At 74.5% G+C, this 26,428-nt stretch carries 22 protein-coding genes, 1 pseudogene and 1 riboswitch; of the genes and pseudogenes, 3 read left to right on the forward strand and 20 right to left on the reverse strand.

Features of this window, described 5'->3' with window-relative positions; genetic code table 11:
- Positions 1–144 precede the first annotated feature (144 nt).
- The 7 genes from V2S66_RS12760 to V2S66_RS12790 form a co-directional block, all read right to left on the reverse strand.
- Positions 145–1,314: an acyl-CoA dehydrogenase family protein gene (locus tag V2S66_RS12760; RefSeq protein ID WP_330794767.1), complete on the reverse strand. Its 1,170-nt coding sequence runs from the start codon at positions 1,312–1,314 to the stop codon at positions 145–147.
- Between the two features lie 301 nt (positions 1,315–1,615).
- Positions 1,616–3,799, reverse strand: a complete 2,184-nt coding sequence (locus V2S66_RS12765; protein ID WP_330794768.1) for a putative bifunctional diguanylate cyclase/phosphodiesterase — start codon at positions 3,797–3,799, stop codon at positions 1,616–1,618.
- Positions 3,796–4,608, reverse strand: coding sequence for an SAM-dependent methyltransferase (locus V2S66_RS12770; RefSeq protein WP_330794769.1), 813 nt, complete (start codon positions 4,606–4,608; stop codon positions 3,796–3,798). The genes V2S66_RS12765 and V2S66_RS12770 overlap by 4 nt, the downstream gene beginning before the upstream one ends.
- A 320-nt stretch (positions 4,609–4,928) precedes the next feature.
- On the reverse strand, positions 4,929–6,173 hold the full coding sequence (locus tag V2S66_RS12775) for a chitinase (protein WP_330794770.1): 1,245 nt from the start codon (positions 6,171–6,173) through the stop codon (positions 4,929–4,931).
- A gap of 197 nt (positions 6,174–6,370) precedes the next feature.
- Positions 6,371–6,643, reverse strand: coding sequence for a hypothetical protein (locus V2S66_RS12780; RefSeq protein WP_330794771.1), 273 nt, complete (start codon positions 6,641–6,643; stop codon positions 6,371–6,373).
- A 132-nt stretch (positions 6,644–6,775) separates the two neighbouring features.
- Positions 6,776–8,188: a C39 family peptidase gene (locus tag V2S66_RS12785; protein ID WP_330794772.1), complete on the reverse strand. Its 1,413-nt coding sequence runs from the start codon at positions 8,186–8,188 to the stop codon at positions 6,776–6,778.
- A 157-nt stretch (positions 8,189–8,345) separates the two neighbouring features.
- Positions 8,346–9,476: a M24 family metallopeptidase gene (locus V2S66_RS12790; protein WP_330794773.1), complete on the reverse strand. Its 1,131-nt coding sequence runs from the start codon at positions 9,474–9,476 to the stop codon at positions 8,346–8,348.
- 140 nt (positions 9,477–9,616) lie between these two features.
- On the opposite strand from V2S66_RS12790, the gene V2S66_RS12795 reads away from it, so the two are divergent.
- Together V2S66_RS12795 and V2S66_RS12800 are read left to right on the forward strand one after the other, a co-directional pair.
- On the forward strand, positions 9,617–10,246 hold the full coding sequence (locus tag V2S66_RS12795) for a uridine kinase family protein (protein WP_330794774.1): 630 nt from the start codon (positions 9,617–9,619) through the stop codon (positions 10,244–10,246).
- A 491-nt stretch (positions 10,247–10,737) separates the two neighbouring features.
- Complete coding sequence (locus tag V2S66_RS12800; protein WP_330794775.1) at positions 10,738–12,630, forward strand: AAA family ATPase; 1,893 nt, start codon at positions 10,738–10,740, stop codon at positions 12,628–12,630.
- Between the two features lie 63 nt (positions 12,631–12,693).
- Here the strand turns inward: V2S66_RS12800 and V2S66_RS12805 are convergent, their stop codons facing one another.
- The 11 genes from V2S66_RS12805 to V2S66_RS12855 all read right to left on the reverse strand — a co-directional run bounded on the left by V2S66_RS12805 (position 12,694) and on the right by V2S66_RS12855 (position 23,599).
- Entirely contained in the window at positions 12,694–13,809 is a 1,116-nt protein-coding gene (locus V2S66_RS12805) for a hemolysin family protein (RefSeq protein WP_330794776.1), read from the reverse strand.
- Positions 13,806–15,137, reverse strand: coding sequence for a hemolysin family protein (locus V2S66_RS12810; protein WP_330794777.1), 1,332 nt, complete (start codon positions 15,135–15,137; stop codon positions 13,806–13,808). The genes V2S66_RS12805 and V2S66_RS12810 overlap by 4 nt, the downstream gene beginning before the upstream one ends.
- Before the next feature lie 285 nt (positions 15,138–15,422).
- Positions 15,423–15,899: a PH domain-containing protein gene (locus tag V2S66_RS12815; protein ID WP_330794778.1), complete on the reverse strand. Its 477-nt coding sequence runs from the start codon at positions 15,897–15,899 to the stop codon at positions 15,423–15,425.
- Positions 15,896–16,744, reverse strand: coding sequence for an ATP phosphoribosyltransferase (gene hisG / locus V2S66_RS12820; protein WP_330794779.1), 849 nt, complete (start codon positions 16,742–16,744; stop codon positions 15,896–15,898). The genes V2S66_RS12815 and hisG overlap by 4 nt, the downstream gene beginning before the upstream one ends.
- 163 nt (positions 16,745–16,907) lie before the next feature.
- Positions 16,908–17,180: a phosphoribosyl-ATP diphosphatase gene (locus V2S66_RS12825; RefSeq protein WP_330794780.1), complete on the reverse strand. Its 273-nt coding sequence runs from the start codon at positions 17,178–17,180 to the stop codon at positions 16,908–16,910.
- A gap of 33 nt (positions 17,181–17,213) precedes the next feature.
- On the reverse strand, positions 17,214–17,699 hold the full coding sequence (gene ribH, locus V2S66_RS12830) for a 6,7-dimethyl-8-ribityllumazine synthase (protein ID WP_330794781.1): 486 nt from the start codon (positions 17,697–17,699) through the stop codon (positions 17,214–17,216).
- Positions 17,700–17,810: 111 nt separating this feature from the next.
- Complete coding sequence (locus V2S66_RS12835) at positions 17,811–19,082, reverse strand: bifunctional 3,4-dihydroxy-2-butanone-4-phosphate synthase/GTP cyclohydrolase II (RefSeq protein WP_330794782.1); 1,272 nt, start codon at positions 19,080–19,082, stop codon at positions 17,811–17,813.
- A complete protein-coding gene (locus V2S66_RS12840; protein ID WP_330794783.1) occupies positions 19,079–19,777 on the reverse strand; it encodes a nicotinamide mononucleotide transporter family protein in 699 nt (232 codons plus the stop codon). Before V2S66_RS12840 ends, V2S66_RS12835 begins: the two co-directional genes overlap by 4 nt.
- Positions 19,774–20,436 (reverse strand): riboflavin synthase, encoded by a 663-nt coding sequence (locus V2S66_RS12845; protein ID WP_330794784.1) that lies wholly within the window; start codon positions 20,434–20,436, stop codon positions 19,774–19,776. Before V2S66_RS12845 ends, V2S66_RS12840 begins: the two co-directional genes overlap by 4 nt.
- Before the next feature lies 1 nt (position 20,437).
- A complete protein-coding gene (gene ribD / locus V2S66_RS12850; RefSeq protein WP_413966378.1) occupies positions 20,438–21,547 on the reverse strand; it encodes a bifunctional diaminohydroxyphosphoribosylaminopyrimidine deaminase/5-amino-6-(5-phosphoribosylamino)uracil reductase RibD in 1,110 nt (369 codons plus the stop codon).
- 120 nt (positions 21,548–21,667) lie between these two features.
- Positions 21,668–21,798, reverse strand: a riboswitch (FMN riboswitch).
- Positions 21,799–22,375: 577 nt separating this feature from the next.
- Entirely contained in the window at positions 22,376–23,599 is a 1,224-nt protein-coding gene (locus V2S66_RS12855; RefSeq protein ID WP_330794786.1) for an ROK family transcriptional regulator, read from the reverse strand.
- Between the two features lie 93 nt (positions 23,600–23,692).
- On the opposite strand from V2S66_RS12855, the gene V2S66_RS12860 reads away from it, so the two are divergent.
- Entirely contained in the window at positions 23,693–24,913 is a 1,221-nt protein-coding gene (locus V2S66_RS12860; protein WP_330794787.1) for an MFS transporter, read from the forward strand.
- Between the two features lie 91 nt (positions 24,914–25,004).
- Here V2S66_RS12860 and V2S66_RS12865 read toward each other — a convergent pair.
- Together V2S66_RS12865 and V2S66_RS12870 are read right to left on the reverse strand one after the other, a co-directional pair.
- A pseudogene (locus tag V2S66_RS12865) lies at positions 25,005–25,256 on the reverse strand (alginate lyase family protein); the annotation flags it as partial.
- Between the two features lie 318 nt (positions 25,257–25,574).
- Complete coding sequence (locus tag V2S66_RS12870; protein ID WP_330794788.1) at positions 25,575–26,426, reverse strand: helix-turn-helix transcriptional regulator; 852 nt, start codon at positions 26,424–26,426, stop codon at positions 25,575–25,577.
- Between the last annotated feature and the right edge of the window lie 2 nt (positions 26,427–26,428).

Raw genomic sequence — 26,428 nt, forward strand, 5'->3', positions numbered from 1 at the left:
CGGTGGTGGCCGGAACCCCGCCCCGAGGGCGCGACCCCGCCGGTTCTCGCCGCCGGCGAAGCTCAGGCCGGGACCCGGCCGGACCTGACCGGCGGTGGCCGCAACGCCCGCCGGGGCGGCCTTCGGCGGGGGCGGCGCTGCGGGTCAGTCCCGGGACTCGGGGCCGGCGAGGTGGCGGGCCACCACCATCCGCTGGATCTGGTTGGTGCCCTCCACGATCTGCAGCACCTTCGCCTCGCGCATGTACCGCTCCACCGGGAAGTCCGCGGTGTAGCCGTAGCCGCCGAGCAGCTGCACCGCGTCGGTGGTGACCCGCATCGCCATGTCGGTGCAGAACAGCTTGGCCATGGCCGCCTGCGCCGAGAACGGCTCTCCGGCGTCCCGCAGCCGGGCCGCGGTCAGGTAGAGGGAGCGCCCCGCCTCGATGCCGGTCGCCATGTCGGCGAGCATGAAGCGCAGCCCCTGGAAGTCCGCGATCGGCCGGTTGAACTGCCGCCGCTCGCGCATGTACCCCACCGACGCCTCCAGCGCGGCCTGTGCCACTCCGACGGCGCACGCGGCGATGCCCAGCCGGCCGGAGTCCAGCGCGGCCAGCGCGATCGCGAAGCCGTGCCCCTCGTCGCCGACGCGGCGCGCGTCCGGCACGGCCACGCCGTCGAAGTTCACCTGCGAGGTCGGCGAGCCCTTCATGCCCATCTTGCGCTCGGGGGCGGCCGCGGACAGGCCGGGGGCGTCGCCGGGGACCAGGTAGGCGGAGATGCCGCGGGCGCCCTCGCCGCCGCTGCGGGCCAGCACGGTGTAGAAGTCGGCGACGCCGCCGTGCGTGATCCACGCCTTGGTGCCGTCGATCGTCCAGGTGTCGCCGTCGCGTACCGCCCGGGTGCGCAGCGAGGCCGCGTCGGAGCCGGAGGTCGGCTCCGACAGGCAGTACGCGCCGAGCATCGCGCCGCCGAGCATGCCGGGCAGGTGGTCGGCGCGCTGCTGCTTGGTGCCGAAGGCGGCGAGGGCGTGGCAGGACAGCGTGTGCACGCTGACGCCGAGGCCCACGGTCAGCCGGGCCGCCGCGAGCTCCTCCAGGACCTGGAGGTACACCTCGTACGGCTGCCCGCCGCCGCCGTACTCCTCGGCGTACGGCAGGCCCAGCAGGCCGGCCTCGCCGATGAGCGTGAAGATCTCGCGCGGGAAGCGTCCGGCGTCCTCCTGCTCCGACGCGGTGGGCGCGATCGCGCGCTGGGCGATGTCCCGGGTGAGCGCGAGCAGGTCGCGGGCTTCCTCCGTCGGCAGCTGCCGGCTCGGCGAGGCGGGGTGCGGCATCTTCGGCACATCCTCCCTGTCGGGGGCGACGGCGGCCGCCGCCGGGGTGTGGCGGAGCCGTCGGGTGAGCAATACCCCGGAACCGGCCGTCACGCGCCGGGTCGCGGCACGTTGTGATCAACGGTTCTGGCGCGTTGGAGTATGCCCGATCCGCGGGCCGCCGTCACGAGCGCCGGCCGCGCTCGGCAACGGAGAAGGCGGACGCCCGCGGGTCCTCGTGCGATCGGCGGGCGTCCGGCGTCCGCACGGCTCGTCGCGGGCGGCCCTGGCCGGTCCCCCCCTCACCCGGCGGGGGTGCCGCTCAGCTCGCGTCGGCGAGGGTCAGGGTGTGCAGGTGCTCCGGCGGGCCGGGGCGCGCGTAGTACCAGCCCTGCCCGTGGTCGCAGCCGAGGTCCCGCAGGTGGTCGGCCTGCGTCCTGGTCTCCACGCCCTCCACGGTGACGGTCAGGCCGAGCCCGTGGGCGAGGGAGACGATGCCCTCGACGATCTTCAGGTCGACGGGGTCGGCCGGCTGGCGGCGCATCCCGCGGGTGAAGGCGCGGTCGAGCTTGAGGACGCTGACCGGCAGCCAGCGCAGCGAGCTGAGGTTGGAGTAGCCGGTGCCGAAGTCGTCGAGGGCGATCTCGACGCCGAGGTCGGCGATCCGCCGCAGCGGCTTGAGGGTGTCCTCGTCCGCGCCGATCAGCGCGGACTCGGTGACCTCCAGGCAGAGCGAGGAGGGCGGCAGGCCGGTGCGCTCCAGGATGCCGACGACCTCGCCGACCAGGTCGGGGTGGTGCAGCTGGATCGGCGACAGGTTGACGTTGACGCGCGGCGGGCGGCCGACGCCGTGGTGGGCGAGCTGCCACGCGCGGGCCTGGGCGGCCGCCTGCTCCAGCACCCAGCGGCCGAGCGGCACGATCTGGCCGGTGCTCTCCGCGAGCGGGATGAAGTGGTCGGGGCCGAGCACCCCGTGCACCGGATGGCACCAGCGCACCAGGGCCTCGGCGCCGAGCACGGCGCCGTCGCCGAGGCCGATCAGCGGCTGGTACTCGATGAAGAACTCGCCGCGCTCCAGGGCGCCGGGCAGCCGGTTGGTGAGCCCGTGCCGGGTGATGGCGCGGGCGTCGGCGTCCGGGTCGGCGACCTCGTAGCGGTTGCCGCCCAGCTCCTTGGCCCGGTACATGGTGATGTCGGCGCTGCGCAGCACGTCGGCGGCCGCGCGCGAGCCGACCGGCCCGTGGACGATGCCGATGCTGCCGTGCACGGGCAGTTCGCGGCCGTCGAGGGTGACGGGCGCGGCCAGCGCGTCCAGGATGCGCTGGGCCAGCTCGGTGACCTCGCGCTGGCCGGGCGGGGAGGTGTAGAGGGCGACGAACTCGTCGCCGCCGATCCTGGCGACGAGCTGGTCCTCGGAGGTGAGGCACTCGCGCAGCCGCTTGGCGACGGCGACCAGCAGCCGGTCGCCGACCGCGTGGCCGAGGCTGTCGTTGACGGTCTTGAAGCCGTCGAGGTCGAGGTAGCAGACGCCGATCGCACCGTTCGGGCCGGCGTCGGCGAGGGCCTGGTCGAGGCGCTCGAAGAACAGCGCGCGGTTGGGCAGGCCGGTGAGCGCGTCGTGGGTGGCCTGGTGGCGCAGCCGGCGCAGCAGGCCGCGGCGCTCCGTGACGTCCTCCAGCAGCGCGAGCTGGTACTGGGGCCGGCCGGCGCCGTCGCGCAGCAGCGACACCTGGAGGTTGGCCCACAGCACCGAGCCGTCGGCGCGCGGGTACGCCTTCTCCACGTGGTAGCCGTCGCGTTCGCCGCGGACGAGTTCGGCGTTCAGGCCGCGGGTGGCGGGGTCGTTGTCGGGGTGCGCCCAGTCGCTGACGTTGCGCCGCATGACGTGCGCCTCGCTGCCGAACATCCGGGTCAGCGCGTCGTTGATCTCCAGGACGTTGCCGTCCATGTCGGCGATGCCGATGCCGATGGCGGCGCTCTCGAAGACCGCGCGGAACCGCGCCTCGCTGGCGGCCAGGGCCCGTTCGGCCTCGGTCTGGGCGCCGAGGGCGGCGCGGGAGAGCGACTCCTGCTCCTGCAGGGTGCGTTCGCGCAGCGCCTGGGAGAAGCCGACGGCGACCGCGTGCTGGAGCCGGGAGCAGCGGATGCGGGCCTCGTCGGCGGGCATCGTGGCGCGCGGGGGGCAGTAGAGCAGCAGGTAGGCGTCGATGACGCCGAGGATGCTGGGCAGCGCCTCGGGGTCGGTGCAGTGCGCGTCGACCAGCGCGGTGCCGACCGGCACGGCGGCGCGCGGGTCGAAGGGCCGGGCGCCCAGGCAGTCGCGCAGCACGCGGGCCAGCGGCACCAGGTGTGCCTCGAACTCGGCGCGGGTCATCCAGGTGGCGGTCACCGGGTAGATGGCCCGGCTCCATATCGCCGCGAATCTTCGCAGGCTGTCCTCGGACTCCGGGCCGGGTTCCGGCGCGGAGTCCTCCGTGCCCCCGGCCGCGGCCGGACGTGTGGTCACGCCTTCAGCCCCACGCCGGCGAGGCCGTGCAGCGCGGCGGGGTCGTCGTCGTCGCTCGGCGGCGCGTCGGGCCGCCAGTAGGTCAGCGGGACGATGCCGGGCTCGACGATCTCGAAGCCCTCGAAGAAAGGTTCCAGCTGGGCGGCGGTCCGCATGATCAGCGGGGTCGCGGTGCGCTGGTAGACCTCCTGCGCCTCGCGCTGGCCGCTCGGGATGGGGCCGTCCATGGTGGCGTGGGTGAGGACCAGCACGCTGCCGGGCGCCAGCGCGTCGCGCAGGGTGGCGATGACCTCGGCGGGGCGGTCGGCGTCGGACAGGAAGTGCACGACGGCGACCAGCAGCAGCGCGACGGGCGCGTCGAGGTCGAGCAGCCGCCGGGTCTCGGCGGCCTCCAGGATCGAGTGCGGGTCGCGCAGGTCGGCGGCGGCGATGGTGGCGCGCTCGTTGTCGGCGAGCACGGCGCGGCTGTGGGTGACGGCGACCGGGTCGTTGTCGACGTAGACGACCCGGGCGTCGGGGTCGGCGGCCTGGGCGACCTCGTGCACGTTGCCGAAGGTGGGGATGCCGGAGCCGACGTCGAGGAACTGGCGGATGCCGCGGCTCAGCGCGAAGTGCACGGCGCGGCGCATCACCGCGCGGTTCGCCTGGCCGATTTTCGGGATGCCGGGGAACGCCTTGAGCGCGATCCTGGCCGCCTCGCGGTCCACTTCGAAGTTGTGCGAGCCGCCGAGGAAGTAGTCGTAGATCCGCGAGACGCTGGGCACGTTGATGTCGACGCCCTGTGGGGCCCACGACGGACGGTCGGTCACGGTTGGTCTCTCCAGGTCATGGGGCTGGGCGGACGCGTCTGGCACGGGAGGGGCGCGGGGTGGCGGCCCCACGGGCCGTTTGCGGTTGCTCACGGACCCTCAGCACGAGGCTACTGATCACCTGTTCGGAGTGAAACACAGAACCGGAGATCCGACGTCCGGTTTCAGCCAACAAGCACCGGCATGCGCATTTGCGAAAACGCGCACCTGCGGGGACACGCAGACGTGACGGCGGGCCCGCGGATGCCGGTCTCCGCGGGCCCGCCGTAGGGTCTCGGACGGCGTCGCGCCATCCTCACCTGCGGATGTCTGTCAGGGCGTCAGCACGCCCCCTCGTCCACCCACACGCCCCACTGGCCGGTGGTGCCGGGCTCCTCGTTGGTGGTCCACCACTGGGCCTTCCACTTGTGCCCCTTGTGCTGCACCTCGTTCCCGCCCACGTAGACCGCGGAGGACGTCCACTGCGGCACCGTCCCGCAGCTCCCGTTGGGCGGCGTGGGGGTGGTGGAGGTCGGCGGAGTGGTGACCGGCGGCGTTGCACCCGCGAACTTCACCGAGTACTTGGCGAAGTCCCAGGCCGCCTGCGGGACGCTGCTGCAGGTGCCCGAGGTGCTGCCGTTGTTGTCGGGCGGGCTGCACTGGCGGTCGCGGTTGAGCGACCAGAAGGTGAAGCGGCCCATGCCGTGGCTGGTCGCGTAGTCCAGCACGGTCTGGAAGTCGGCCTGGTAGAAGTACTCGCCCGAGTCGCTGCGGCCGTTCATGCCGGAGAAGCCCTCGTGGGCGTACGCGGTGGCGGTGTCCCAGCCGAAGGTGGTCTTCAGCAGGCCGTTGAAGGCGGTGAGCGCGGCGGTCTGGGAGGCCGCGCCGTTGAAGCCGCCGTCGAACGGCATGATCGAGAAGTTGTTGGGCGTGAAGCCCTGCGCCTTGGCCTCGTTGAGCATCTGCTGGCCGAACCAGCCGGTGCCGGCCGCGGTGCCCGCGGTGGTCACCGAGACGTAGAGGCCGGGGTTGTTCTGCTGGAGGATCTTGGCGGCGCCGATCTCGTGCGAGACCGCGGCGGTGTTCTCGTACTCGGGCTCCTCCAGGTCGAAGTCGATCGCCTTGAGGCCGTACTTGGTGACGACCTGCTGGTAGGCGGCCGCCGTGGACGCCGCGTCGGAGCACGCCTGGCCGAGCTTGGTGCCGCCGTAGCCGCCGATGGAGACCGAGACGTCGCCGCCCTTGGCCCGGATCGCGGAGATCACGCTGCCGACGGCGGTGTCGGAGGAGACCGCGCTGGTGCCGCCCCAGGTCGGGCTGCAGCCGCCGCCGTTGGGCGCGAGGATGAAGGCGAGCTGGAACGCCTTGAGGCCCGTGGCGTCCATGATGGCGGTCGCGCTCGGCGGGTTGTTGTCCAGCGGCATCAGGTACGGGGCGGCGGCGTACCACTGGTTGCTCAGCGCGTTGGCCGAGGCGGTGGCGCCGCTGGCCTGCCCGGCGCCGAGGGCCGCTGCGGTGCCGAGCCCGGCGACGGCGAGGGCGGCGGCGGCGGCCACACCCGAGCCGATTGCTTTCAGACGGTTCACGTCGGACCTCCTGTGGGGGAACGTGGCGTCAGAATCCTGCCCTGACACGAACCCGTCAATAAGTTGGTCCAGACCTTTAGAGCAACCCACAAAATTGGTCTCTACCACATGGCACCGCCGGCCCCGCCCCCCTGCGTGCGGGGACGGGGCCGGCGGACGGCGCGGTATCAGACCACCGGCGAGGCGTCAGACACGGCCTAGTGGATGTCGGTCCCCCAGTAGCCCGGGGTGCAGCCGGTGTAGTACATGCCGCTGTGCAGGTTGTGCAGCTGGTAGTCCCACCGGCAGGCGTGCGGGAAGGCGGGGTTGTACGGCGGGTTGGTCTGGTAGCACCAGCCGGTGTCGGGCTCGCAGAGCATGGTGTTGTTCACCTGCGCGGCCCCGGCCGGCGCGGACGCCAGCACCACGGTTCCGCCGCCCAGCGCCAGCACCGCGGCGACGGCGCCGAGCCCCCTCGTGAACCTCTTCATCGGACCCCCTTCGGTTCCGGCCGGCGGGTGCCGGCCGGAACCGAAGCTAGGCGGCCGCGCGGCCCCGCGGTGGGCGCGTTGCAGGCGGCGCGGCCGCGTGCAACAAGGCTTGCCGGGGGGCCGCCTCCGCGCTCAGACCACGCCGACGGAGGCGAGGGCCCTGCGCTGGCCCGGACTGGGCTGGGCCGGGAAGTAGAGGTAGCAGACGCCGCCGGTGCCGCCGCTCACGCCGCCCGAGGCGTTGATCCGCTTGGTACGCAGCCAGATCGTCTCGAACTGGGCGCGCTTGTAGATGTTGCGGACCGCGTCGTCGCTGGAGCTGGCCGGGTCGTTGGCCACCACGTCGCCCTCGGGGGTGAAGCCCGCGATGCACATCAGGTGCCCCGAGGTGCCGTATCCGGCGCCGTCCAGCTCCGAGGCCAGGAAGGACTGGGACGTTATCACCGGGATGCCGGCCTTGATCAGCCGCTCGACGTCGTCCAGCGAGTGCAGCCGGGTGATGACGCCCTGCAGGTCGGGGTAGGTGGCCGCGTAGGCCGCGTTGAAGGGCCAGTTGCCGCAGCCTTCGTACTGGTAGTCGTAGGTGTACCGGGCGCCCTGGTCGACCTGCGGGTCGGCGTAGGAGGGATCGACCCAGGCCATGTCGGCGGCGCTCGGGCCGCGTCCCCAGTACTCGATGACCATGGTGGACGAGGTCGGGCTGCACCACGCCTCGCCGCCGTTGTCGTACTCCGGGTACTGGCCCTTGTGGATGTTCTGCGAGTACCGCGGCACCGGCAGTTCGACGCCCGCGCCGGCGCCCGGCACCGAGGCCGGGACGGTGAAGCGGTCCGGGATGTTCGACGCCATCGCGCCCAGCCGCCACACGGTCGGGCTGAGCCCGCTGCCGGGCTTGCGCAGCAGGGTGAGGCGGAGCCGGTAGGAGGCCAGCAGCGGGCCCGCGGCGGCGTCGTCGATGGAGAAGGTGTCGGTCCAGATGCTGCTCTTGCCGTCGGTCTGGTCGTCCACCGAGGTGCGCCGGATGTCCTCCGGGCCGTCGCCCGCGGTCCAGCGGCCCATGATGTAGGCGGGCGTGGCGGTGCCGTCGGTGTAGGTGCCGAGCAGTTCCACCTGCAGCCAGGTGCCGGCCGGGGTGTGTGCGTTCCAGGACGAGATCAGCTCGCTCGCCGGGTGGGGCACGTGGTGGACCGGGGAGGTCCACGTCGCGTACTCCCAGGCGGCGGTGGTGCCGGTGTGCGGGTCGGTGTAGTCGAGCGTGCCGGTGGCCCGGCCGATCCGCAGGCCCGGACGCCTGCCGGGCACCGGCACGGTGCCGGCGTGGGTGCCGAACAGCCAGTCGGGCAGCGACGTCCAGCCGTGGTAGTCGACCGGTGCGTCGTCGGGCGCGGCGGCGCCCGGCCGGGACTGCGGGGCGGCGCCGGAGCCCGCCGCCGGGGCGGCAGCCGCGGCGGCCGGGGCGGCGGACGCGGACTGCGAGGTCGCGGTGGCCGCCGCCGCCGCGAGCGCGGCGGTCAGAACGGCACGCCGGGGCGCGTTGTGGGTCATGAGTTCCCCTCGGTTTCCCTCGACGTGAACGGGAGAGGTCTGCCGGGTCCGAGGGCCGGACGCGGCGCGATGCGCACCACTATCGTCGTTCGCCTGCCGTTTCCACCAGGCTTTACGGGGCGTCAGCGGTACCAACATTGGTCTCGACCACTGGCGCTCACCCGGGAAGAACCACCAGGTCACGCCCGGTCAGGTTGAGCCGTTCGCCGCCGTGTTCGGTGCACACCGCGATGTCCTCGATGCGCGCGCCGAAGGCGCCGGGCAGATAGATCCCCGGCTCGACCGAGAAGGCCATCCCCGGCTCCAGCGGCCGCTTGCTGCCCGCCACGATGTACGGCTCCTCGTGCGTCTCCATGCCGATGCCGTGGCCGGTGCGGTGGATGAAGTGCTCGCCGTACCCTGCGGCCGTGATGATGTCCCGGCCGATCGCGTCGAGTTGCTCGGCGGTGATGCCCGGCTGGACCGCGTCGGTCTGCGCCGTCTGGGCGCGCAGCAGCACCTCGTACAGCTCGCGGAAGGCGGCCGGCGGCTCGCCGACGGCGTACGTGCGGGTGGAGTCGGAGCAGTAGCCGTCCGCGGTGGTGCCGCCGATGTCGACGACCACCGGGTCGCCGGTGCGGATCACCCGGTCGGAGACCTCGTGGTGCGGGCTGGCCCCGTTGGGCCCCGAGCCGACGATCACGAAGTCCACCGTGACGTGGCCGGCGGCGATGACGGCGTCGGCGATGTCCTTGGCGACCTCGCGCTCGGTGCGGCCGGGCCTGAGCCACTCGCCGATCCTGCGGTGCACCCGGTCGATCGCCGCGCCCGCCCGGCGCAGCGCGTCGATCTCGGCGGCGCTCTTGCGCATCCTCAGCACCGACAGCACGTCGCCGGCGAGCGCGGCCTGGGCGCCGGGCAGCGCGGCCTGGAAGGCGAGCAGCTTCTCGGCCCACATGTGGTTGTCGACCGCGAAGTTCCGGGTGCCGGGCGGCAGCCGGCGGGCGATCGTCGCGTAGGCGTCCTCGGTCTCGGCGTAGCCGGCGATCTCGATGCCGAGCCCGCCGGCCGGGGACGCCTCGGCGGCGGCCTTCTCCAGTGCGGGCACCACGAGGAACGGCTCACCGCCGGCCGGCACCACCAGGCAGGTGAGGCGTTCCAGCGGCAGCGCCTGGTAGCCCGTCAGATAGCGCAGGTCGGCGCCGGGGGCGATCAGCAGGGCGTCGAGGCCGGCGTCCCCGGCCGCCCTGCGGGCACGTGCGAGCCGCTCGGCGAGGTCGGGCCCGGCGGCGGGTTCTGAGTCGGTCACGCCTCCCACGGTAGACGCCCGCGGCCGTCGCCGCCGGTACCTTCCCAGGTCGGCGCGGCCCGCCCCCGGGGGGCCGCGCGGACAGGCGGCGGAGCGGGCAGGCGGCGGGTGGGCGCGGGCGGCGCACGTACCCTCGGCGCATGGACGAACTGACGCTGCCGGCGCTGGCCGGGCTGCTGCCCGCGCTCGCGCCCTCCTGCGGGCCGGTGCGGCTGGTGGCGGTCGACGGGCACGCGGGATCGGGGAAGACGACGCTGGCCGCCCGCCTCGCGGCGGCCCTGGACGGCGCGCCGGTGGTGCACACCGACGACCTGGCCACCCACGAGCAGCCGTTCGGCTGGACCCGGCGGCTTTCCGGGCAGGTGCTGGACCCGCTGCGCGCGGGCCGCGCCGCACGCCACGAGGTGTACGACTGGACGGCGCACGCCTTCCGCGGCGAGCGGGAGATCCCTGCGGCGCCGGTGGTGCTGCTGGAGGGCGTCGGCGCCGGCCGCGCCGAACTGCGCCCGCTGCTCGCCCTGGTGCTGTGGCTGGAGGTCGGCCCGGCCACCGCCAGGGAGCGCGGACTGCGCAGGGACGGACCGCTGTTGGCGCCTTTCTGGACCGGCTGGAGCCGTGCGGAGGACGCGCACTTCGCCGCCGATCCCACCCGGCCGTTCGCCGACCTGCTGGTGCGTCAGACCGACGACGCCGACGGATACCGGGCCGCGGCGGCTCCCGGCGGCCGCGCCGCACGCGCTCTGCCGGCGGCCGGCGATCACCGGGAGTGATCACCCGGCGGCGGGGCGCGGTGACCCGCGGTATCCCCTCCGAGGCGCCGAAGGCCGCCGCCGCGACACCGCTTGACCGGCCGGGCATCAAGCAATTACGTTTTCAACCAGCGGCGGAAGCGGCCGCTCAGAAGACGCGGAGCCCCCGGTTGTTCCCCCGTGACCGGGGGCTCTGCTCTGCCCTGGTGACCCCGACGGCCGTCTCGCGCCCGGAAGTCGTCACCCACCGTGATCATCCGGCGGCCGTCCGTCGGCCGTCCGTCCGCCGCCCGGCCGGTGCGCTCCCCCGCGCCCCGGACACACCCCCGCGCACCCCGTCGCGCATCGGCGATGGCTGCGGCACCCTACGGCGCCGCGACCATCGCGGGTACGATGCGAAACGGGGTCGGACAGCGCCTGGGGAGTGCTGCTGCCTGCCCCAACTCCCGCCCGGTCCCATCGGGTTGGAACGAGGGTGTCGGCGTGGCGGGGCACGGATAGGTGGGGACTTGATGGACTTCGGCACCGACCGTCCGGGTTCCCCGGCCGATCTGGCCTGGCTGCGCGGCGTCGACGCGTACACCATGGGTGCCTACGTGCAGGCCGAGGAGGAGTTCAGGGCCGCCGTGCGGATGGACCCGGGGATGGCCGACGCCTGGCTCGGGCTGCACGCGCTGCGGGCCGACACCTCCACCGCGCTGCTCCAGATGTACCGGCACCGGGACCGCTTCGGGGAGCAGCGCGCGGGCCACCGGCGCACCCTCAACTCCTGGTACTGGCTCGGCTGGTGGGTGCAGCCGGTACTGGAGACCAGCCGCGACCTGCTGCTCGCGCACGCCTCGCACTGGCTGGACGGCCGCCATGTCGCCGAGCTGGACCAGGCGTTGGCCGACTGCCCGCCGGTCGACACCGACCCGCAGGTCCGCTTCCTGCACGCCTGCCGCGCCTACCTGGTCAAGGACTGGGACCACCTGGTCCGGCACACCGAGCCGCTGCTCGGCGATCCGGTGCTGGGCATCGAGGCCGGGCTGTTCGGCGGCATGGCCCGGGTCCGGCTGGAGATGTGCGGGCAGGCCGAACCGCTGCTGGCCGCCGCGCTGATGCGCTGCCGCAGCGAGCAGCCGCAGCGCAAGGAGCTGCGCTACTGGCTGGCCCGCGCCTACGAGGGCACCGGCCGCACCGCGGCGGCGGTGCCGCTCTACCGGGCCGTGCACCGGGTGGACCCCGCCTTCATGGACACCGCGGCCCGGCTGGCCGCGATCCACGAGACGGACGACGGGCTGGACGAGGGCGTGGGTCTGGCCGCGGTGTCGCTGGCCGGCGCCGGGCAGGCGGTCCCCGAGGGCGCCGGCGACCTGGAGTCGGCGCTGCTGGCCGACCCGGCCGGCGGCGGCGCGGGCGCGGGACCGGACCTCGACGACCCGCTGATCTCGCCGGGACCGCTCGGCGACGGCATCCGCGACCGGTCGCAGTCGTCCTTCGGCGCCGCCCCGCCGCCCCAACTGCCGCTGGGCGGCGCCGATCCGGTGCTGCTCGCGCAGGCGCTCGCCGAACTCGACCGGATGGTCGGCCTGGAGCCGGTCAAGCGGCAGGTCAAGGCGCTCTCCGCGCAGCTGAGGATGGCCAGGCTGCGGGCCACCCAGGGCCTGCCGGTGCAGCCGCCCAAGCGCCACTTCGTCTTCTCCGGCCCCTCCGGAACCGGCAAGACCACCGTCGCACGCATACTCGGCCGGGTCTTCTACGCGCTCGGGCTGCTCGGCGGCGACCATCTCGTCGAGGCCCAACGCTCCGACCTGGTCGGCGAGTTCCTCGGCCAGACCGCGGTGAAGGCCAATGAGCTGATCGACTCCGCGCTCGGCGGCGTGCTGTTCGTCGACGAGGCGTACGCGCTGTCCAACACCGGCTACAGCAAGGGCGACGCGTACGGCGACGAGGCGCTGCAGGTGCTGCTGAAGCGCGCCGAGGACAACCGGGACCGGCTGGTGGTGATCCTGGCCGGCTATCCGGAGGGCATGGACCGGCTGCTCGCCGCCAACCCCGGGCTCAGTTCGCGGTTCACCACCCGCGTCGACTTCCCCAGCTACCGGCCGGTGGAGCTGACCCGGATCGGCGAGGTGCTCGCCGCGGAGAACGGCGACCACTGGGACGAGGAGGCGCTCGACGAGCTGCACGCGATCAGCGGGCACGTCGTCGACCAGGGCTGGGTCGACGAACTGGGCAACGGCCGGCTGCTGCGCACCCTGTACGAGAAGAGCTGCGCCTACCGCGACCTGCGGCTGTCGGAGTACCCGGCCACCCCGACCCGCGAGGAGCTCGCCACGCTGCGCCTGCCGGACCTGATGCAGGCGTACGGCGAGGTCCTCTCCGGGCGGGGGCCCGGCGTGCCGCCGGACCCGGCCGAGTAGGACGACCGGACCGACGGACGACCCGACCGGCGGACGGCCTCAGCCGGGTCCCCGGCCGGCGGGTCAGGCGGAGGCCCGGTCCGAGCGCACCAGCCCCTCCGGGCCCGGCCGGGCCGGCTCAGCCGCGGGGGCCGGCACCTGCGGGTCCCGGTGCGCCGGGTCGCGCACCTCGCCGACCAGCATCTCCAGCACGTCCTCCAGGGCGACCAGGCCGAGCACCCGGCCGGTGGCGTCGGCGACCACCGCCAGGTGGGTGGCCGCACGGCGCATCGCGGTGAGCGCGTCGTCCAGCGGCAGGTCCGCGCGCAGCGTGGTCATCGGCCGCCACAGCCGCTGCGGCACCGGCCGGTCCGCGTTCTCCACGTCCAGCACGTCCTTGACGTGCAGGTAGCCGAGGTAGCCGGGCCCGTCGGCGGCGGGTCCCACGACCGGGAAGCGGGAGTAGCCGGTCCGCACGGTCAGCTCCTCGATCTCCCGCGGGGTCGCCGACGGTTCGAGGGTGACCAGCTCCGACGGGGCGAGCAGCACCTCGGTGACCGGGCGGGTGCCCAGCTCCAGCGCGTCCTCCAGCCGTTCCTGCTCGTCGGAGTCGAGCAGGCCGGCCTGCCGGGCGTCCTCGATCAGGTCGGTCAGCTCGGCGCTGGTGAAGACCGCGTCGATCGCGTCCTTGGGCTCGACGCCGCAGGCCCGCAGGATCAGCCGGGCGCTCGCCCCCAGCACCACGATCACCGGGCGGAACACCCGCGCGAAGCCGACCAGTCCGGGGCTCAGCCGCAGCGCGGCCTTCTCCGGGTCGGCCATCGCCAGGTTCTTCGGCACGAGTTCGCCGATCACCAGGTGCAGGAAGACCACCAGGGCCAGCGCGATCACGTACCCGGCCGGGTGGACCAGGCCCTCCGGCACGTGCACGGCGGTGAACACCGGCTCCAGCAGCTGCGCCACCGTCGGCTCGGCCACCGCGCCCAGCGTCAGCGAGCAGACGGTGACGCCGAACTGCGCGGCGGCCATCATCTGCGGCAGGTGCTCCAGGCCGTAGAGCACGGTACGGGCCCGCCGCTGCGTGGCGGCGAGCGGCTCGACCTGGCTGCGGCGGACCGAGACCAGGGCGAACTCGGCGCCGACGAAGAACCCGTTGCCGAGCACCAGCAGCAGCGCGAAGAGGAGTTGGAGTGCGCTCATCGCTCGTTCTCCTCCCCCGCCGGCTCCTGGGTACGCACGATCCGCACCCGGGCGGCGCGATGGTGGCCGACCTCCTCCACGCGCAGCAGCCAGCCCGGCAGGGTCGCGGTGTCGCCCGGCTCCGGAATCCGCGCCAGCAGGTCGGCGACGAGTCCCGCGACCGTCTCGTAGGGCCCCTCAGGGGCGGTCAGGCCGATCCTGGCCAGGGTGTCGATCCGGCAGCCGCCGTCGGCGTCCCAGGCGGGCCTGCCCTGCTCGGCCGGGGCCTGCGCCAGCTCCGGCAGGTCGGCGCCGTCGTGCTCGTCGCGGACCTCGCCGACCAGCTCCTCCACGATGTCCTCCAGGGTGACCACCCCCGCGGTGCCGCCGTACTCGTCGACGACCACCGCGATGGGCTGCTGGCTGCGCAGCAGCTCCAGCAGCAGCTGGGCGGGCAGCGTCTCGGGGACCAGCAGCGGGGCGACCGCTATCCGGCCGACCGGGGTCCGGTCGCGCAGCTCGCCCGGCACCGCGAGGGCGTCCTTGAGGTGGACCATGCCGGTGATGTCGTCCAGCCGCTCGCGGTAGACGGGGAAGCGGGACAGGCCGGTGGCGCGGGTGAGGTTGAGCACGTCGGCCGCGGTGGCGGTGTCCTCCAGGGCGCTGACCCGCACCCGCGGCGTCATCACGTTCTCCGCGATGAGGTCGCCGAGCGACATGGTGCGCACGAAGAGGTCGGCGGTGTCCTGCTCGATCACCCCGGCGAGCGCGGAGTGCCGGGCCAGCGAGACCAGCTCGGTGGGCGTGCGGGCGGAGGCCAGCTCGTCGGCGGGCTCCACGCCGAGCATCCGCACCAGGCGGTTGGCCGCGCTGTTGAGCACCTCGATCACCGGGCGGAAGGCGCGGGAGAAGGCCCGCTGCGGGCCCGCCACCATCCGGGCCACGGCCAGCGGGCGGGAGACCGCCCAGTTCTTGGGGACCAGCTCGCCGATCACCATCTGCACGGCGGAGGCGAGCACCAGGCCGAGCACCACGGCGACGCCGGGGGCGGCCCCGTGGGGTATCCCGAGCGCGCGCAGCGGGCCGGTCAGCAGGTGGGCCAGGGCGGGCTCGGCGAGCATGCCGACGACCAGCGAGGTGATGGTGATGCCGAGCTGGGTGCCGGACAGCTGGAAGGAGAGCTTGCGCAGGGCCGCCACCACGCTGCGGGCCCGGCGGTCGCCTTCGGCCGCGGCGCGTTCGGCGGCCGGGCGCTCCACCGTCACCAGGCCGAACTCCGCGGCGACGAAGAAGCCGTTGGCGAGGATCAGGACGAAGGCCGCTGCGAGCAGCAGCAGGGAGGTGCTCATGATGCCGCCGCTCCGAACGTCCGGGAGGGCCCGGGAGAAGGGGCGGCGCAGGTACTACAGGACGGTTCGTCCATCGGGGTGTGAGTGTCACTCCTCGGCTGGTCGGCGCCCCGCGGGGGCGCGGGGGCGGGTCGGCGGTGCGAGCCGGACGGTCCCGGCTCGCATCCAGGGTAGTCATTGCGGCCGAAGGCGCGAAGGACGGCGCCACCGGTTCCGGTCGGCGGTCCCCTGCCGGCCGCTCCTGCGCGCGGTGCCGGGCCCGGGTGCCGGGCCCGGCTGCCGGTCTCAGTGCGGCCCGGCGGCCCGCTCGCCGCGGGCCTCGCCCAGCTCCTCGGCCAGCGCCCGCAGCCGCCGCGCGTCGCGCAGCGCCTGCTCGCGCGCGATGCCGGGCTGGATGCCCATCACCGCAAGGCTGGTGCCGTCGGCGAGATCGAGGCGCACCCACGCGTCGCCCTGCCGCAGGTGCACCCCTAGGATCTCGGCCCAGGCCAGCCGCCGCCGCACGGTGAGGTTGACCACAGTGAGCCCGTCCGCGTCGGCGACCGCCTTGGGGCGGGCGAGCAGCGCCAGCACGGCGCAGATCAGCACACCGGTGCAGACCACGGTCACCCGGTCGCCGGTCTTCCAGGGCGACGCGCCGTCGTGCGGCATGAGCACCGCGACCGTGCTGAGCACGGCGAGCAGCGCCACACCGAGCGAGAGCAGCAGCACCCGGGTGACGACCGGCCGGAAGGTCACCGGCAGGTCCTGGCGGCCGCTCACAGCCGGGCGGCGTGGATGCCGGTGGTGAGGATGGCGCGGGCGCCCAGCTCGTACAGCTCGTCCATGATCCGCTGGGCGTCGGCGGTGGGGACCATGGCGCGGACCGCGACCCAGCCCTCGTGGTGCAGCGGGGAGACGGTCGGCGACTCGAGGCCGGGGGTCAGCGCGACGGCCCGCTCGACCTGCTCGACGCGGATGTCGTAGTCCATCATCACGTAGCGGCGGGCGACCAGGACGCCCTGGAGGCGGCGCAGGAACTGCTGCACCTTGGGGTCCTGCGGGTCGGCGCCGGTGCGCCGGACGACGACCGCCTCGGACTCCATGATCGGCTCGCCGAAGGTCTCCAGGCCCGCGTTGCGCAGCGAGGTGCCGGTCTCCACCACGTCCGCGATCACGTCGGCGACGCCGAGCTTGATCGCGGTCTCCACCGCGCCGTCCAGGTGGACCACGGAGGCGTCCACCCCGTTGTCGGCGAGGTGCTTCTCAACGACGCCCTCGTACGAGGTGGCCACCGTCCTGCCGCTGAGGTCCTGGACGCCTTCGGCGGTGCCGGGCCGGGCGGCGTAGCGGAAGGTGGAGCGGGCGAAGCCGAGCCGCAGGATCTCCTCGGCGTTGGCCCCGGAGTCCAGCAGCAGGTCGCGGCCGGTGATGCCGATGTCGAGGCGGCCCGAGCTGACGTAGATCGCGATGTCCCGCGGGCGCAGGTAGAAGAACTCGACGCCGTTCGCGGCGTCGACCATCACCAGCTCCTTGGACTCCTTGCGCTGGCGGTACCCGGCCTCATGGAGCATGGCCGACGCCGGTGCGGACAGTGAGCCCTTGTTCGGGACGGCGATGCGCAGCATGGGCACGGGTTCCTTCTCTGGAGTGCGGGCGTTCTTGTTCTCGGCAGGCGTGCCGTCGGCACGTCGTCGGCACGCCCGTCATCGGCGGGCATGCCGGCGGCGGGCTCGTCATCGGCGGGGGTGCGGCACGGCGCCGCGCGGGCGGCGCACCGCGGTCGGCGCTCTACAGATGGGCGTAGACGTCGTCCAGGGAGATTCCCCGGGCGACCATCATCACCTGCACGTGGTAGAGCAGCTGGGAGATCTCCTCGGCGGTCGCGTCGGCGCCCTCGTACTCGGCCGCCATCCACACCTCGGCGGCCTCCTCGACCACCTTCTTGCCGATGGCATGCACGCCCTTGCCGACCAGTTCGGCGGTGCGGGACGTACGGGGGTCGCCGTTGGCGGCCTTGTGCCGGAGCTCGGTGAAGAGCTCCTCGAATGTCTTGTTCGCCATGGTGGTCCTAGCGTACGGGGAAGCGGGCCCCGGTCACCGCCACGGTTCAGATACTGAGCGCAGGATGGTCGCGGTGGCCACCGCCGCGGTGACCGCCTCGTGGCCCTTGTCCTCGTTCGAGCCGGGCAGGCCGGCCCGGTCCAGGGCCTGTTCCTCGGTGTCGCAGGTCAGGATGCCGAAGCCGACCGGCACGCCGCTCTCCACCGCGACCTGGGTCAGCCCGGCGGTCACGCCGTGCGAGACGTACTCGAAGTGCGGGGTGCCGCCGCGGATGATCACACCGAGCGCGACGATGGCGTCGTAGCCGCGGCCGGCCAGCACCTTGGCGACGACCGGGAGTTCGAAGCTGCCCGGCACCCGCAGCAGGGTCGGCTCGTCGATGCCGAGGTCGCGCAGGGCGCGGACGGCCCCGTCGACGAGCCCGTCCATCACCTGGGTGTGCCACTGCGCCGCGATCACCGCGACCCGCAGGTCGCCGCAGTTCTTCACGGTCAGCTCGGGGGCGCCCTTACCGCTCACGTGCTTGTCTCCTCGGTACTCGTACAGGTGGGTTGCTTCGTGCGGGTCGTGCGGGTCGTACGGGGTGGTGCGGGTCGTACGGGCGGCGCGGGTGCTGCCGGGGCCGCGCCGTCAGTGGCCGGCGGCGTCGAGCCAGGGCAGGTCGTGGCCCATCCGGTCGCGCTTGGTGCGCAGGTAGCGCAGGTTGTGCTCGCCCGCGGCCACCGGCACCGGCTCGCGGCCGAGCACGTCCAGGCCGTGCCGTACCAGCGCGCCGGTCTTGTCGGGGTTGTTGGTCATCAGCCGCAGCGAGCGCACCCCGAGGTCGGCCAGCATGTGCGCGGCCGCCCCGTAGTCGCGGGCGTCGGCGGGCAGGCCCAGCTCCAGGTTGGCGTCGAGGGTGTCCCGGCCCTGCTCCTGGAGTTCGTAGGCGCGCAGCTTGGACAGCAGGCCGATGCCGCGGCCCTCGTGGCCGCGCAGGTACAGCACCACGCCCCGGCCGGCCTCGGCGATCCGGCGCAGCGCGGCCTGCAACTGCGGGCCGCAGTCGCAGCGCTGGGAGCCGAAGACGTCGCCGGTCAGGCACTCGGAGTGCACCCGCACCAGGACGTCCGTGCCGTCGCCGAGGTCCCCCGCGACCAGCGCGATGTGCTCCACGCCGTCGACGGTGCTGCGGTAGCCGTACGCGCTGAAGTCGCCGTAGGCGGTGGGCAGCGTGGTGCGGGCCTCGCGGCGGACGGTCGGCTCCGCGGAGCGGCGGTAGGCGATCAGGTCCTCGATGGAGATGATCGCCAGGCCGTGCTTGCGGGCGAACGGCACCAGCTGCGGCAGCCGGGCCATCGTGCCGTCCTCCAGGGCGATCTCCACGATCGCCGCGGCGGGCCGCAGCCCGGCGAGCCGCGCCAGGTCCACGCCGGCCTCGGTGTGGCCGGCGCGGGTCAGCACGCCGCCGGCCCTGGCCCGCAGCGGGAAGACGTGTCCCGGCCGGACGAAGTCGCCCGCGGTGGAGGAGGGTTCGGCGAGCAGCCGGATGGTGGCCGCGCGGTCGGCGGCGGAGATGCCGGTGGACACGCCGTGCGCGGAGGTCGCGTCGACCGACACGGTGAAGGCGGTGCCCATCGACTCGGTGTTGTCGGCGACCATCTGCGGCAGTTCGAGCCGGTCGAGGACGGAGCCCTCCAGCGGCACGCAGATCAGCCCGCGGCACTCGTTCATCATGAACGCCACGGTCTCCGGGGTGATCTTCTCCGCGGCGACGACGACGTCGCCCTCGTTCTCCCGGTCCTCGTCGTCGACGACCACCACGGGCCGGCCCGCGGCGATGTCCGCGATCGCGCGCTCGACGGGGTCGAGGACGAGTGCGGCATCGGACCATTCGTCCTGCAGTACGGTCACGGCGCTCATGCCGTCACTCCTTCCACGACGGTGGTGCCCTGGATGTTGTGGTCCGTGCGGTCCGTGCGGTCCTGGCCGGACGGGCCCGCGCTGCCGCGGGTCTGCTGCCACCAGGCGTACATCCCGGCGATCACCAGGACGAAGTAGATGATGTAGACCAGCCCGGAGAAGGGCAGGCCGCTGTGGAAGTTGAGCGGGACGCCGACCAGGTCGACGGCGAGCCACGCGAACCAGAACTCGACCCAGCCGCGGGCCTGGGCGTACATCGCGGCGAGCGTGCCGACGAAGATGTACGCGTCCGGCCACGGGTTCCACGACAGCGTGGGGTAGGCCAGGAAGAGCGAGGCGACCGCGACGGTGCCGGCCGCGGTGGCCGCCACCAGCACCGCCCGCTGCCGCCAGGTGGCGAAGCTGATCGCGACCCGGCCGCTGTCCTGCGGGCCGCTGCGCCACCGCGCCCAGCCCCACCCGGCCATGGCGATCACCACGAACTGCTTGCCGACGCCGCCGCCCAGGTGCGCGCTCCAGAAGGCGGCGACCAGCACCACGCCGGAGAGCAGCTGCACCGGCCAGGTGAGCATCGCGCGCCGCCAGCCGAGCGCGAGGGCGCCGAGGCCGAGCAGGTTGCCGATCATGTCCGACCATATGACGTGCTGGTCGAAGGCGGTGAACGCCTCGCTGTCCAGCCAGTGCAGCGCGCTCACTTGACGGCCTCCGGGTGCGGTGTGCCCACCGGCTCGCCGCCCGCCATCATCCGCTCGACGTACTTGGCGATGACGTCGACCTCGAGGTTGACCGGGTCGCCGGCCTGCTTGATGCCGAGCGTGGTCAGCGCGAGGGTGGTCGGGATGAGGCTGACGCTGAACCAGTCCGCGGCCGCCTCGACCACCGTGAGGCTGATGCCGTCGACGGTGATGGAGCCCTTCTCGACCACGTAGCGGCTCAGCGCGGCGGGCAGCGAGATCCTGACGATCTCCCAGTGCTCGGCGGGAGTGCGGTCCAGGACCGTGCCGGTGCCGTCGACGTGGCCCTGCACGAGGTGGCCGCCGAGCCGGCCGCCGAGCGCCATCGGGCGCTCCAGGTTGACCCGGGAGCCGGGGGTGAGCGCGCCGAGGCTGGAGCGGTCCAGGGTCTCGGCCATCACGTCGGCGGTGAAGGCGCCGTCCCCGAACTCGACCACGGTCAGGCAGACGCCGTTGACGGCGATGGAGTCGCCGTGCTTGGCGCCCTCGGTCACCACGGGCCCGCGGACGGTGAACCGGGCCGCGCGCCCCGAGGTCCGCGCGGCGGTGGCCGGGGCGGCGTCGCCGAGGTGCTCGACGGCGGTGATCTCACCCAGTTCTTCGACGATTCCGGTGAACATTTCAGCTCTCCTGGGCAGTGGGGACGGCGGTGACGCGCAGGTCGGGCCCGAGGCGGGCGACGTCGGTCACGTCGAGCCGCAACGCCTGCGCGATGGTGCTGATTCCGCCGCCGGCCAGGGCGGCGGGCCCGGCGCCGAGCAGCGCGGGGGCGAGGTATCCGGTGACCGCATCGACCGCGCCGGCCGCGACGAACGCGCCGGCCAGCGTCGGGCCGCCCTCCAGCAGCACCGAGCGCACCCCGCGGCCGTGCAGCTCGGCGAGGAGCGCGGTCACGTCGAGGCCGGTGCCGTCCGGCCCGTACGGCAGCCGGACCACGTCGACCCCCGGCAGGTGCGCGGTGTCCGCGTCCTTGCCGACGGCGACCAGGGTCGGCGCCGCGTCGTCCAGCACGCGGGCCCCGGCGGTGACGCGGGCCCGGGTGTCGACGACGACGCGCAGCGGCTGGACGGCGTCCTCGACGCCGCGTACGGCCAGGTGCGGGTCGTCGGCGAGCAGCGTGCCGGAGCCGACGACGACGGCGTCGCACCGCGCGCGCAGCCGGTGCACGTCGGCGCGCGACTGCGGGGAGCTGATCCAGCGGCTGCTGCCGTCGGCGGCGGCGATCCGGCCGTCGAGGGTCGCGGCGTACTTCCAGCGCACGTGCGGGCGGCCGAGGCGGACGGAGGTGAGCCAGGCGGTGTTGACGGCCTCGGCCTCGGCGGCGAGCAGGCCGCCCGCCGTGTCGACGCCGGCCGCGCGCAGGGTCTGCGCGCCGCCGGACGCCTGCGGGCTGGGGTCGGCGACGGCGTAGACGACGCGGGCGACGCCGGCCTCGATCAGCGCCTGGGCGCAGGGGCCGGTGCGGCCGGTGTGGTTGCACGGTTCGAGCGTCACCAGGGCGGTGCCGCCGCGGGCCCGGTCGCCTGCCGCACGCAGCGCGTGCACCTCGGCGTGCGGGCCGCCCGCCTTGCGGTGCCAGCCCTCGCCGGCGACCTCGCCGGCCGCGTCGAGGATCACACAGCCGACGACGGGGTTGGGTGAGGTGGCGCCGAGCGCGCGCGCGGACAGCGCGATCGCGCGGCGCATCGCGTCGGTTTCCGTGGTGGTGGCCACCGGGTCCTCCTGCCTCATCGGGCACGGACTCCGGGGCGTTGGGACTCAGCGGGGGCTCTCACGGCTGCCGGGACGCCTGCGACTTCGCGCGGGGAGCGCGAGTCCGCCTGCGGCGACGACACCCTGGGTGAACGCCCGCCGCGCACTGCCTCCCATCCGGACTTTAACCGTCGGTCCAGGAATTTCACCTGGTCAACCGGCCGCCGGCTGCGGTCGGGTCGCGGACTGTAACCGCCGGTTCGGAATTTCACCGACCCCGGAGTGCGCGAACATCACTTCTGCTCCTCAGTCTGCCACGCCCGGCACCCCGGGCTCCAGCCCCTTTTTGTGCGCTCTCTCACACCGGGGTTGCCCTGGCGACCGGCCCGAGGCGCCCCGGGCCCGCGGGGCCCGGACCCGGGCGCGGAGATCAGCGGGCGCGGCGGCCGACCGCGCGGTCCCACCCCCGCGGGGCCGGGGACGAGGTCATTCCCGCGGCGCGGGCGCCGGCTCGGCGCGCTCGTTCTCCGCGGTGCGCGCCCGCACCGCGGAGGACGGCTCGCCGGGCCCCGACCCGCAGGGCGGAAGGCGCCGGCTCGGCGACCGGCGGCGCGGCGGCCGAGCGGCTGGGCCCACGCCCGCAGGGCGGGGGGCGGTCCGGCCTGCGGCCCGCGCGGCGGCTGAAGTGGCCCGAGACCCGTAGCGCGGAGGCCACCGACGCGGCCCGCCGCAGGCCCGCAGGGTCTCCGGGCCCGGGCCTGACCGGACTCGGCTCGCCGAGCGCGCATCGGCTCGGCGGGACTCGGCCCGCGGCGGGGGCGCGACGGCCGAGCGGGCGGATACGGGGCTGCGGGGCACCGCAACCGCTCAGGCCTGCGGCGCGAAGAGGTCGTCCTGGGCGGCGTCGAGGGCGGTGATGACCGCGCCGCGCAGGATGGGGGCGCTCTCCACGGCAGTGCTCTGCACCACCGTGCGCAGCGGCGAGAGCCGCGCCAGGCGGTCGGCCACGCGGGCGGCGAGGTCGGCTCCGCCGGCCTGCCCGACCTCGCCGGCCAGCACGACGCGGCCGGGGTCGAGCACCGTGCACATCGCGGCCGCCCCGAGGGCGATCCGCTCGGCCAGCTCGTCGAGGAACCCCTCCCCCGCGTCGCCCGCGGCGAGCGCGGCCCGTACCGCGGCGGCCGCCGCGTCCGCGTCGTCGGCGACGGCGGGGCGGGAGGCAGGGGCGGCGGCGAGGCCGTGCTCGCGGGCCAGCGCGCGGACCGCGCGGCTGCCGACCATGCCGTGGTAGCCCTTGTCGCAGTCCACCGCGGTGGGCAGCTCCCCGGTCCTGGAGATCGGCAGGAAGCCGATCTCCCCCGCGCCGCCGGAGATGCCGCGCCGCAGCCGTCCGTCGAGCACCACGGCGGCGCCGACCCCGCCGCCGAGCCACAGCAGTACGAAGGTGTCGGCGTCGCCGTCGGGGCGGCTGCGCTGCTCGGCGACCGCGGCGAGGTTGACCTCGTTCTCCAGCAGCACCGGGACGCCGAACCGCTTGCGGACCTCGTCGACCAGGTCGCCGTGCCAGGCCGGCAGCGCGTGCGAGGCGCCGAGCCTGCCGGTCACCGGGTCGATCACGCCGGGCGCGCCGAAGGCGACGGTGTGCAGGGCGGCGACGCCCGCCTCCTGGGCCGCGCCGCGCAGCAGTTCGATGCCGTCCTCGATGGTGCGCGCCGCGGGGGTGTCCGGCGCGACGGGGAGCCGGGCGCGGGCGACCGTACGGCCGAGGAGGTCGGCGATCTCGACGCCGACGGACTCGATGCGGACGTCGTAGCCGGCGACGTGGGCGCGTGCCGCGACGATGCCGTAGACCCGGGCGTTGGGCCCGCGGTTGGCCGCCCCCGCCTGCCCGACGACCTCGATCAGGCCGGACTCCTGGAGGCGTTCCACCAGATCGGCCACGCTGGGCCGGGACATGCCGGTCAGCTCCTTCAACTGCCCGGCGGTGAGCGGCCCTTCATGCTGCAGCAGGCGCAGCGCGAGCCGGTCGTTGATGGCCCGGGCGGTACGGGGCGAGGCGCCCCGCCCGGGGTGCGCGCGGGAGACGGTCATGCGGACGATCCTTCCAGACCGGGCCCGGGGCGCCGCGGAGGCGGCGGTCGATCCCCTTAACTTTCAGGCAGGCTTCCTGATAGTTTACGGCGCATGGACACCGACGCCGCCCGGACCTGGTCCGCAGCCAGGGTCCGCCGGGCCCACTTCGCCATCGCCACCGCGTTCGCGGTGCACGGCGCCGTGCAGGGCAGCTTCGCCACCCGCATCCCCTGGATCAAGGACCATCTGGGCCTGAGTGCGGGCCAGTTGGGCCTCGCGCTGGTCTGCCCGGCGCTCGGCTCGATGGCGCTGATGCCGCTGGCCGGCCGGCTGATGCACCGGCTCGGCTCGCGCACCGCGCTCCGGCTGCTGCTCGCCCTGTGGTGCGCGTCGCTGGTGCTGCCCGCGGTGGCGCCCGGCCTGCCCTGGCTCTGCCTGGGCCTGCTCGCCTTCGGCGCGAGCGCGGGCATGGCGGACGTAGTGATGAACGCGCTCGGCGTCGCCGTCGAGGAGCACAAGGGCAAGTCGATCATGTCGGGCCTGCACGGCATGTGGAGCGTGGGCACGCTGGTCGGCGCGGCGATCGGCGTGCCGGCCGCACACGCCGGCCTCGACGGCCGGGTGCACCTCCCGGCGATGGCCGCGGTGCTGCTGGTCACCGGTTACCTGGCCTGCGCGCACGCACCGGACATCCACCCCGAGGCGGACGAGGACGCGCCGCCGCGCTTCGCGCTGCCGCCGCGGGCGGCGCTGGTGATCGGCGCGATCGGATTCTGCGGGGTGTTCGCCGAGGGCGGCAGCGCCGACTGGTGCGCGGTCTACCTGCGCGACATCACCCACGCCTCTCCCGCCACGGCGGCGCTCGCGTACACCGCCTTCACCTGCACGATGGCGGTCACCCGGCTGCTGGGCGACCTCGTGGTGCGCAGGCTCGGCGCGGTCGCCGCGATCAGGACCGGCGGGGTGGTCGCCACCGCGGGCGGTCTGCTGGTGGTCCTCGCCCACGCCCCGGCCCCGGCGATCGCCGGCTTCGGCCTGATAGGCGTGGGCATCTCGGTGGTCGTCCCGCTGTGCTTCGCCGCCGCGGGGCGCCGCGGTCCCGTCCCCAGCCTGGCGATAGCGGGTGTCGCGACCGTCACCTACACCTCGGGGCTGGTGGCCCCCGCGGCCATCGGCGGCATCGCCGGGGCGAGTTCGCTCACGGTGTCGTTCACCCTGGTCACGGTGCTCACGCTGGGCCTGGTCGTGGGCGCGGGCGTGGTGCGCCCGCCCGCCGGCCGCCGCGTCGCGGCCGGCTCCCCGGTCCCGGCCCCCGCCGCCGAGAGGTCCTGACGGCGGGAGGCCCGGACGCGAGCGGGCGGCCGTACGCCGTGGGCCGTACGCCCGGGGGTGGACGCGGGAGGCCGGGACGCGGGCCGGCCGCTCAGCTGGTGATCGGGTCGAGCCGCTCTGTGGCGGGCCACAGCGTCCACAGGTCGCCGCCGGGCGGCGCCTCCAGCGGCGGTACGGCCCTGCGCGCCGCCGGGTCGCCGGCGTCGGCGGCCGCCCGCACGACGTCGCTCGTGGCGAACCGCTGGAACTCCAGCTCCGGGTAGGTCCACGCGGCCTCGCCGGTCGCCGCCGGGAGCAGGCGGTCCACCGCGTCCCGGATGCTCGCGCCGGCGGGGTCGCGGTAGGGCGCCTGGGACCGGCGGGGAGGACCGAAGCACCGGCCGACGGCGGGCTGCCAGGATTCAGCGGGATGAACGACGCCGGCGGGATTCACGGCGGTCGGCGTCACGCCGCGGAAGGGGCGGGGCCACAGCCCGCCACGGGGGTCCGGCGGGCGCGCACGGGGGAATCGAGCCCGCCGGACCTGGCACCACGGTAGCGTCCTCCCGCGACCCCTTGGGCGCGGCGTGCGGCTTTTCATGCCGCGCGAATACGCCATGGCGAGGGCGCGCCGCCATCTTCCCTACGGGGCAAGGGAGTTGGCGGCAGGAACGGCCGCAGGTCAGGTCCTGCCGCCCGCTGTCAGGTCCTGCAGGCCGACCACGCGCAGCAGTTGCAGCCGCTCGTGGGACGCGGTGCCGGGACGGGCGGTGTAGACGATCAACTGCTGGTCGTGGGACGGGCTGAGCAGCACCTCGCAGTCCAGGACGAGTTCGCCGACGACCGGGTGCAGGAAGCGCTTGACGTCCGAGCGGCGCACCGCGACCTCGTGCTCGGACCAGAGCCGGGCGAACAGCGGGCTGACCGCGCGCAGTTCGGCCACCAGCGCGGCCGCCCGCGGATCGTCGGGCCGCGCGGCGAGCACCGCCCGCAGATGGGCGACGTGGTTGCGGGCCAGCGCCTCGCGGTCCTCTTCGGGGAACCGCGCGAAGGCGTCCGGCTCGGTGAACATCCGCCGGGCGAGGTTGCGCAGATGCGGCGGGCGGGCCGAGGCGTCGCCGTGCAGCGCCGCGGCCATGGCGTTCTGCGCGAGCACGTCGCCGAGATCGGTGACCACCTGCGCGGGGGTGTCGTGCAGCCGGTCGAGCACCAGCAGCAGTCCCGGCCTGACGTGTCCGCCGCCGCCGGACTCGCGCGGCGGCTCCTCCCCCGCCAGGTGGAACAGGTGGTCGCGCTCGTCCGCGGTCAGCCGCAGGGCGCGCGCCAGCGCCGTCAGCATCTGGCGGGACGGATGCGAGCCGCGGGCCTGTTCGAGCCGTGCGTAGTAGTCCACCGACATCCCGGCGAGCTGGGCGACCTCCTCGCGGCGCAGCCCGGGAGTGCGCCGCCTGGCGCCCTCGGCCAGGCCCACGTCGGCGGGGGCGAGCCTGAGGCGGCAGCGGCGCAGGAAGTCGGCGAGCTCGGGGCGGTTCACCC

Origin of the sequence: Actinacidiphila polyblastidii (assembly GCF_036353415.1) — a bacterium.
In the GTDB taxonomy this organism is placed as follows: Bacteria; Actinomycetota; Actinomycetes; order Streptomycetales; family Streptomycetaceae; genus Actinacidiphila; species Actinacidiphila polyblastidii.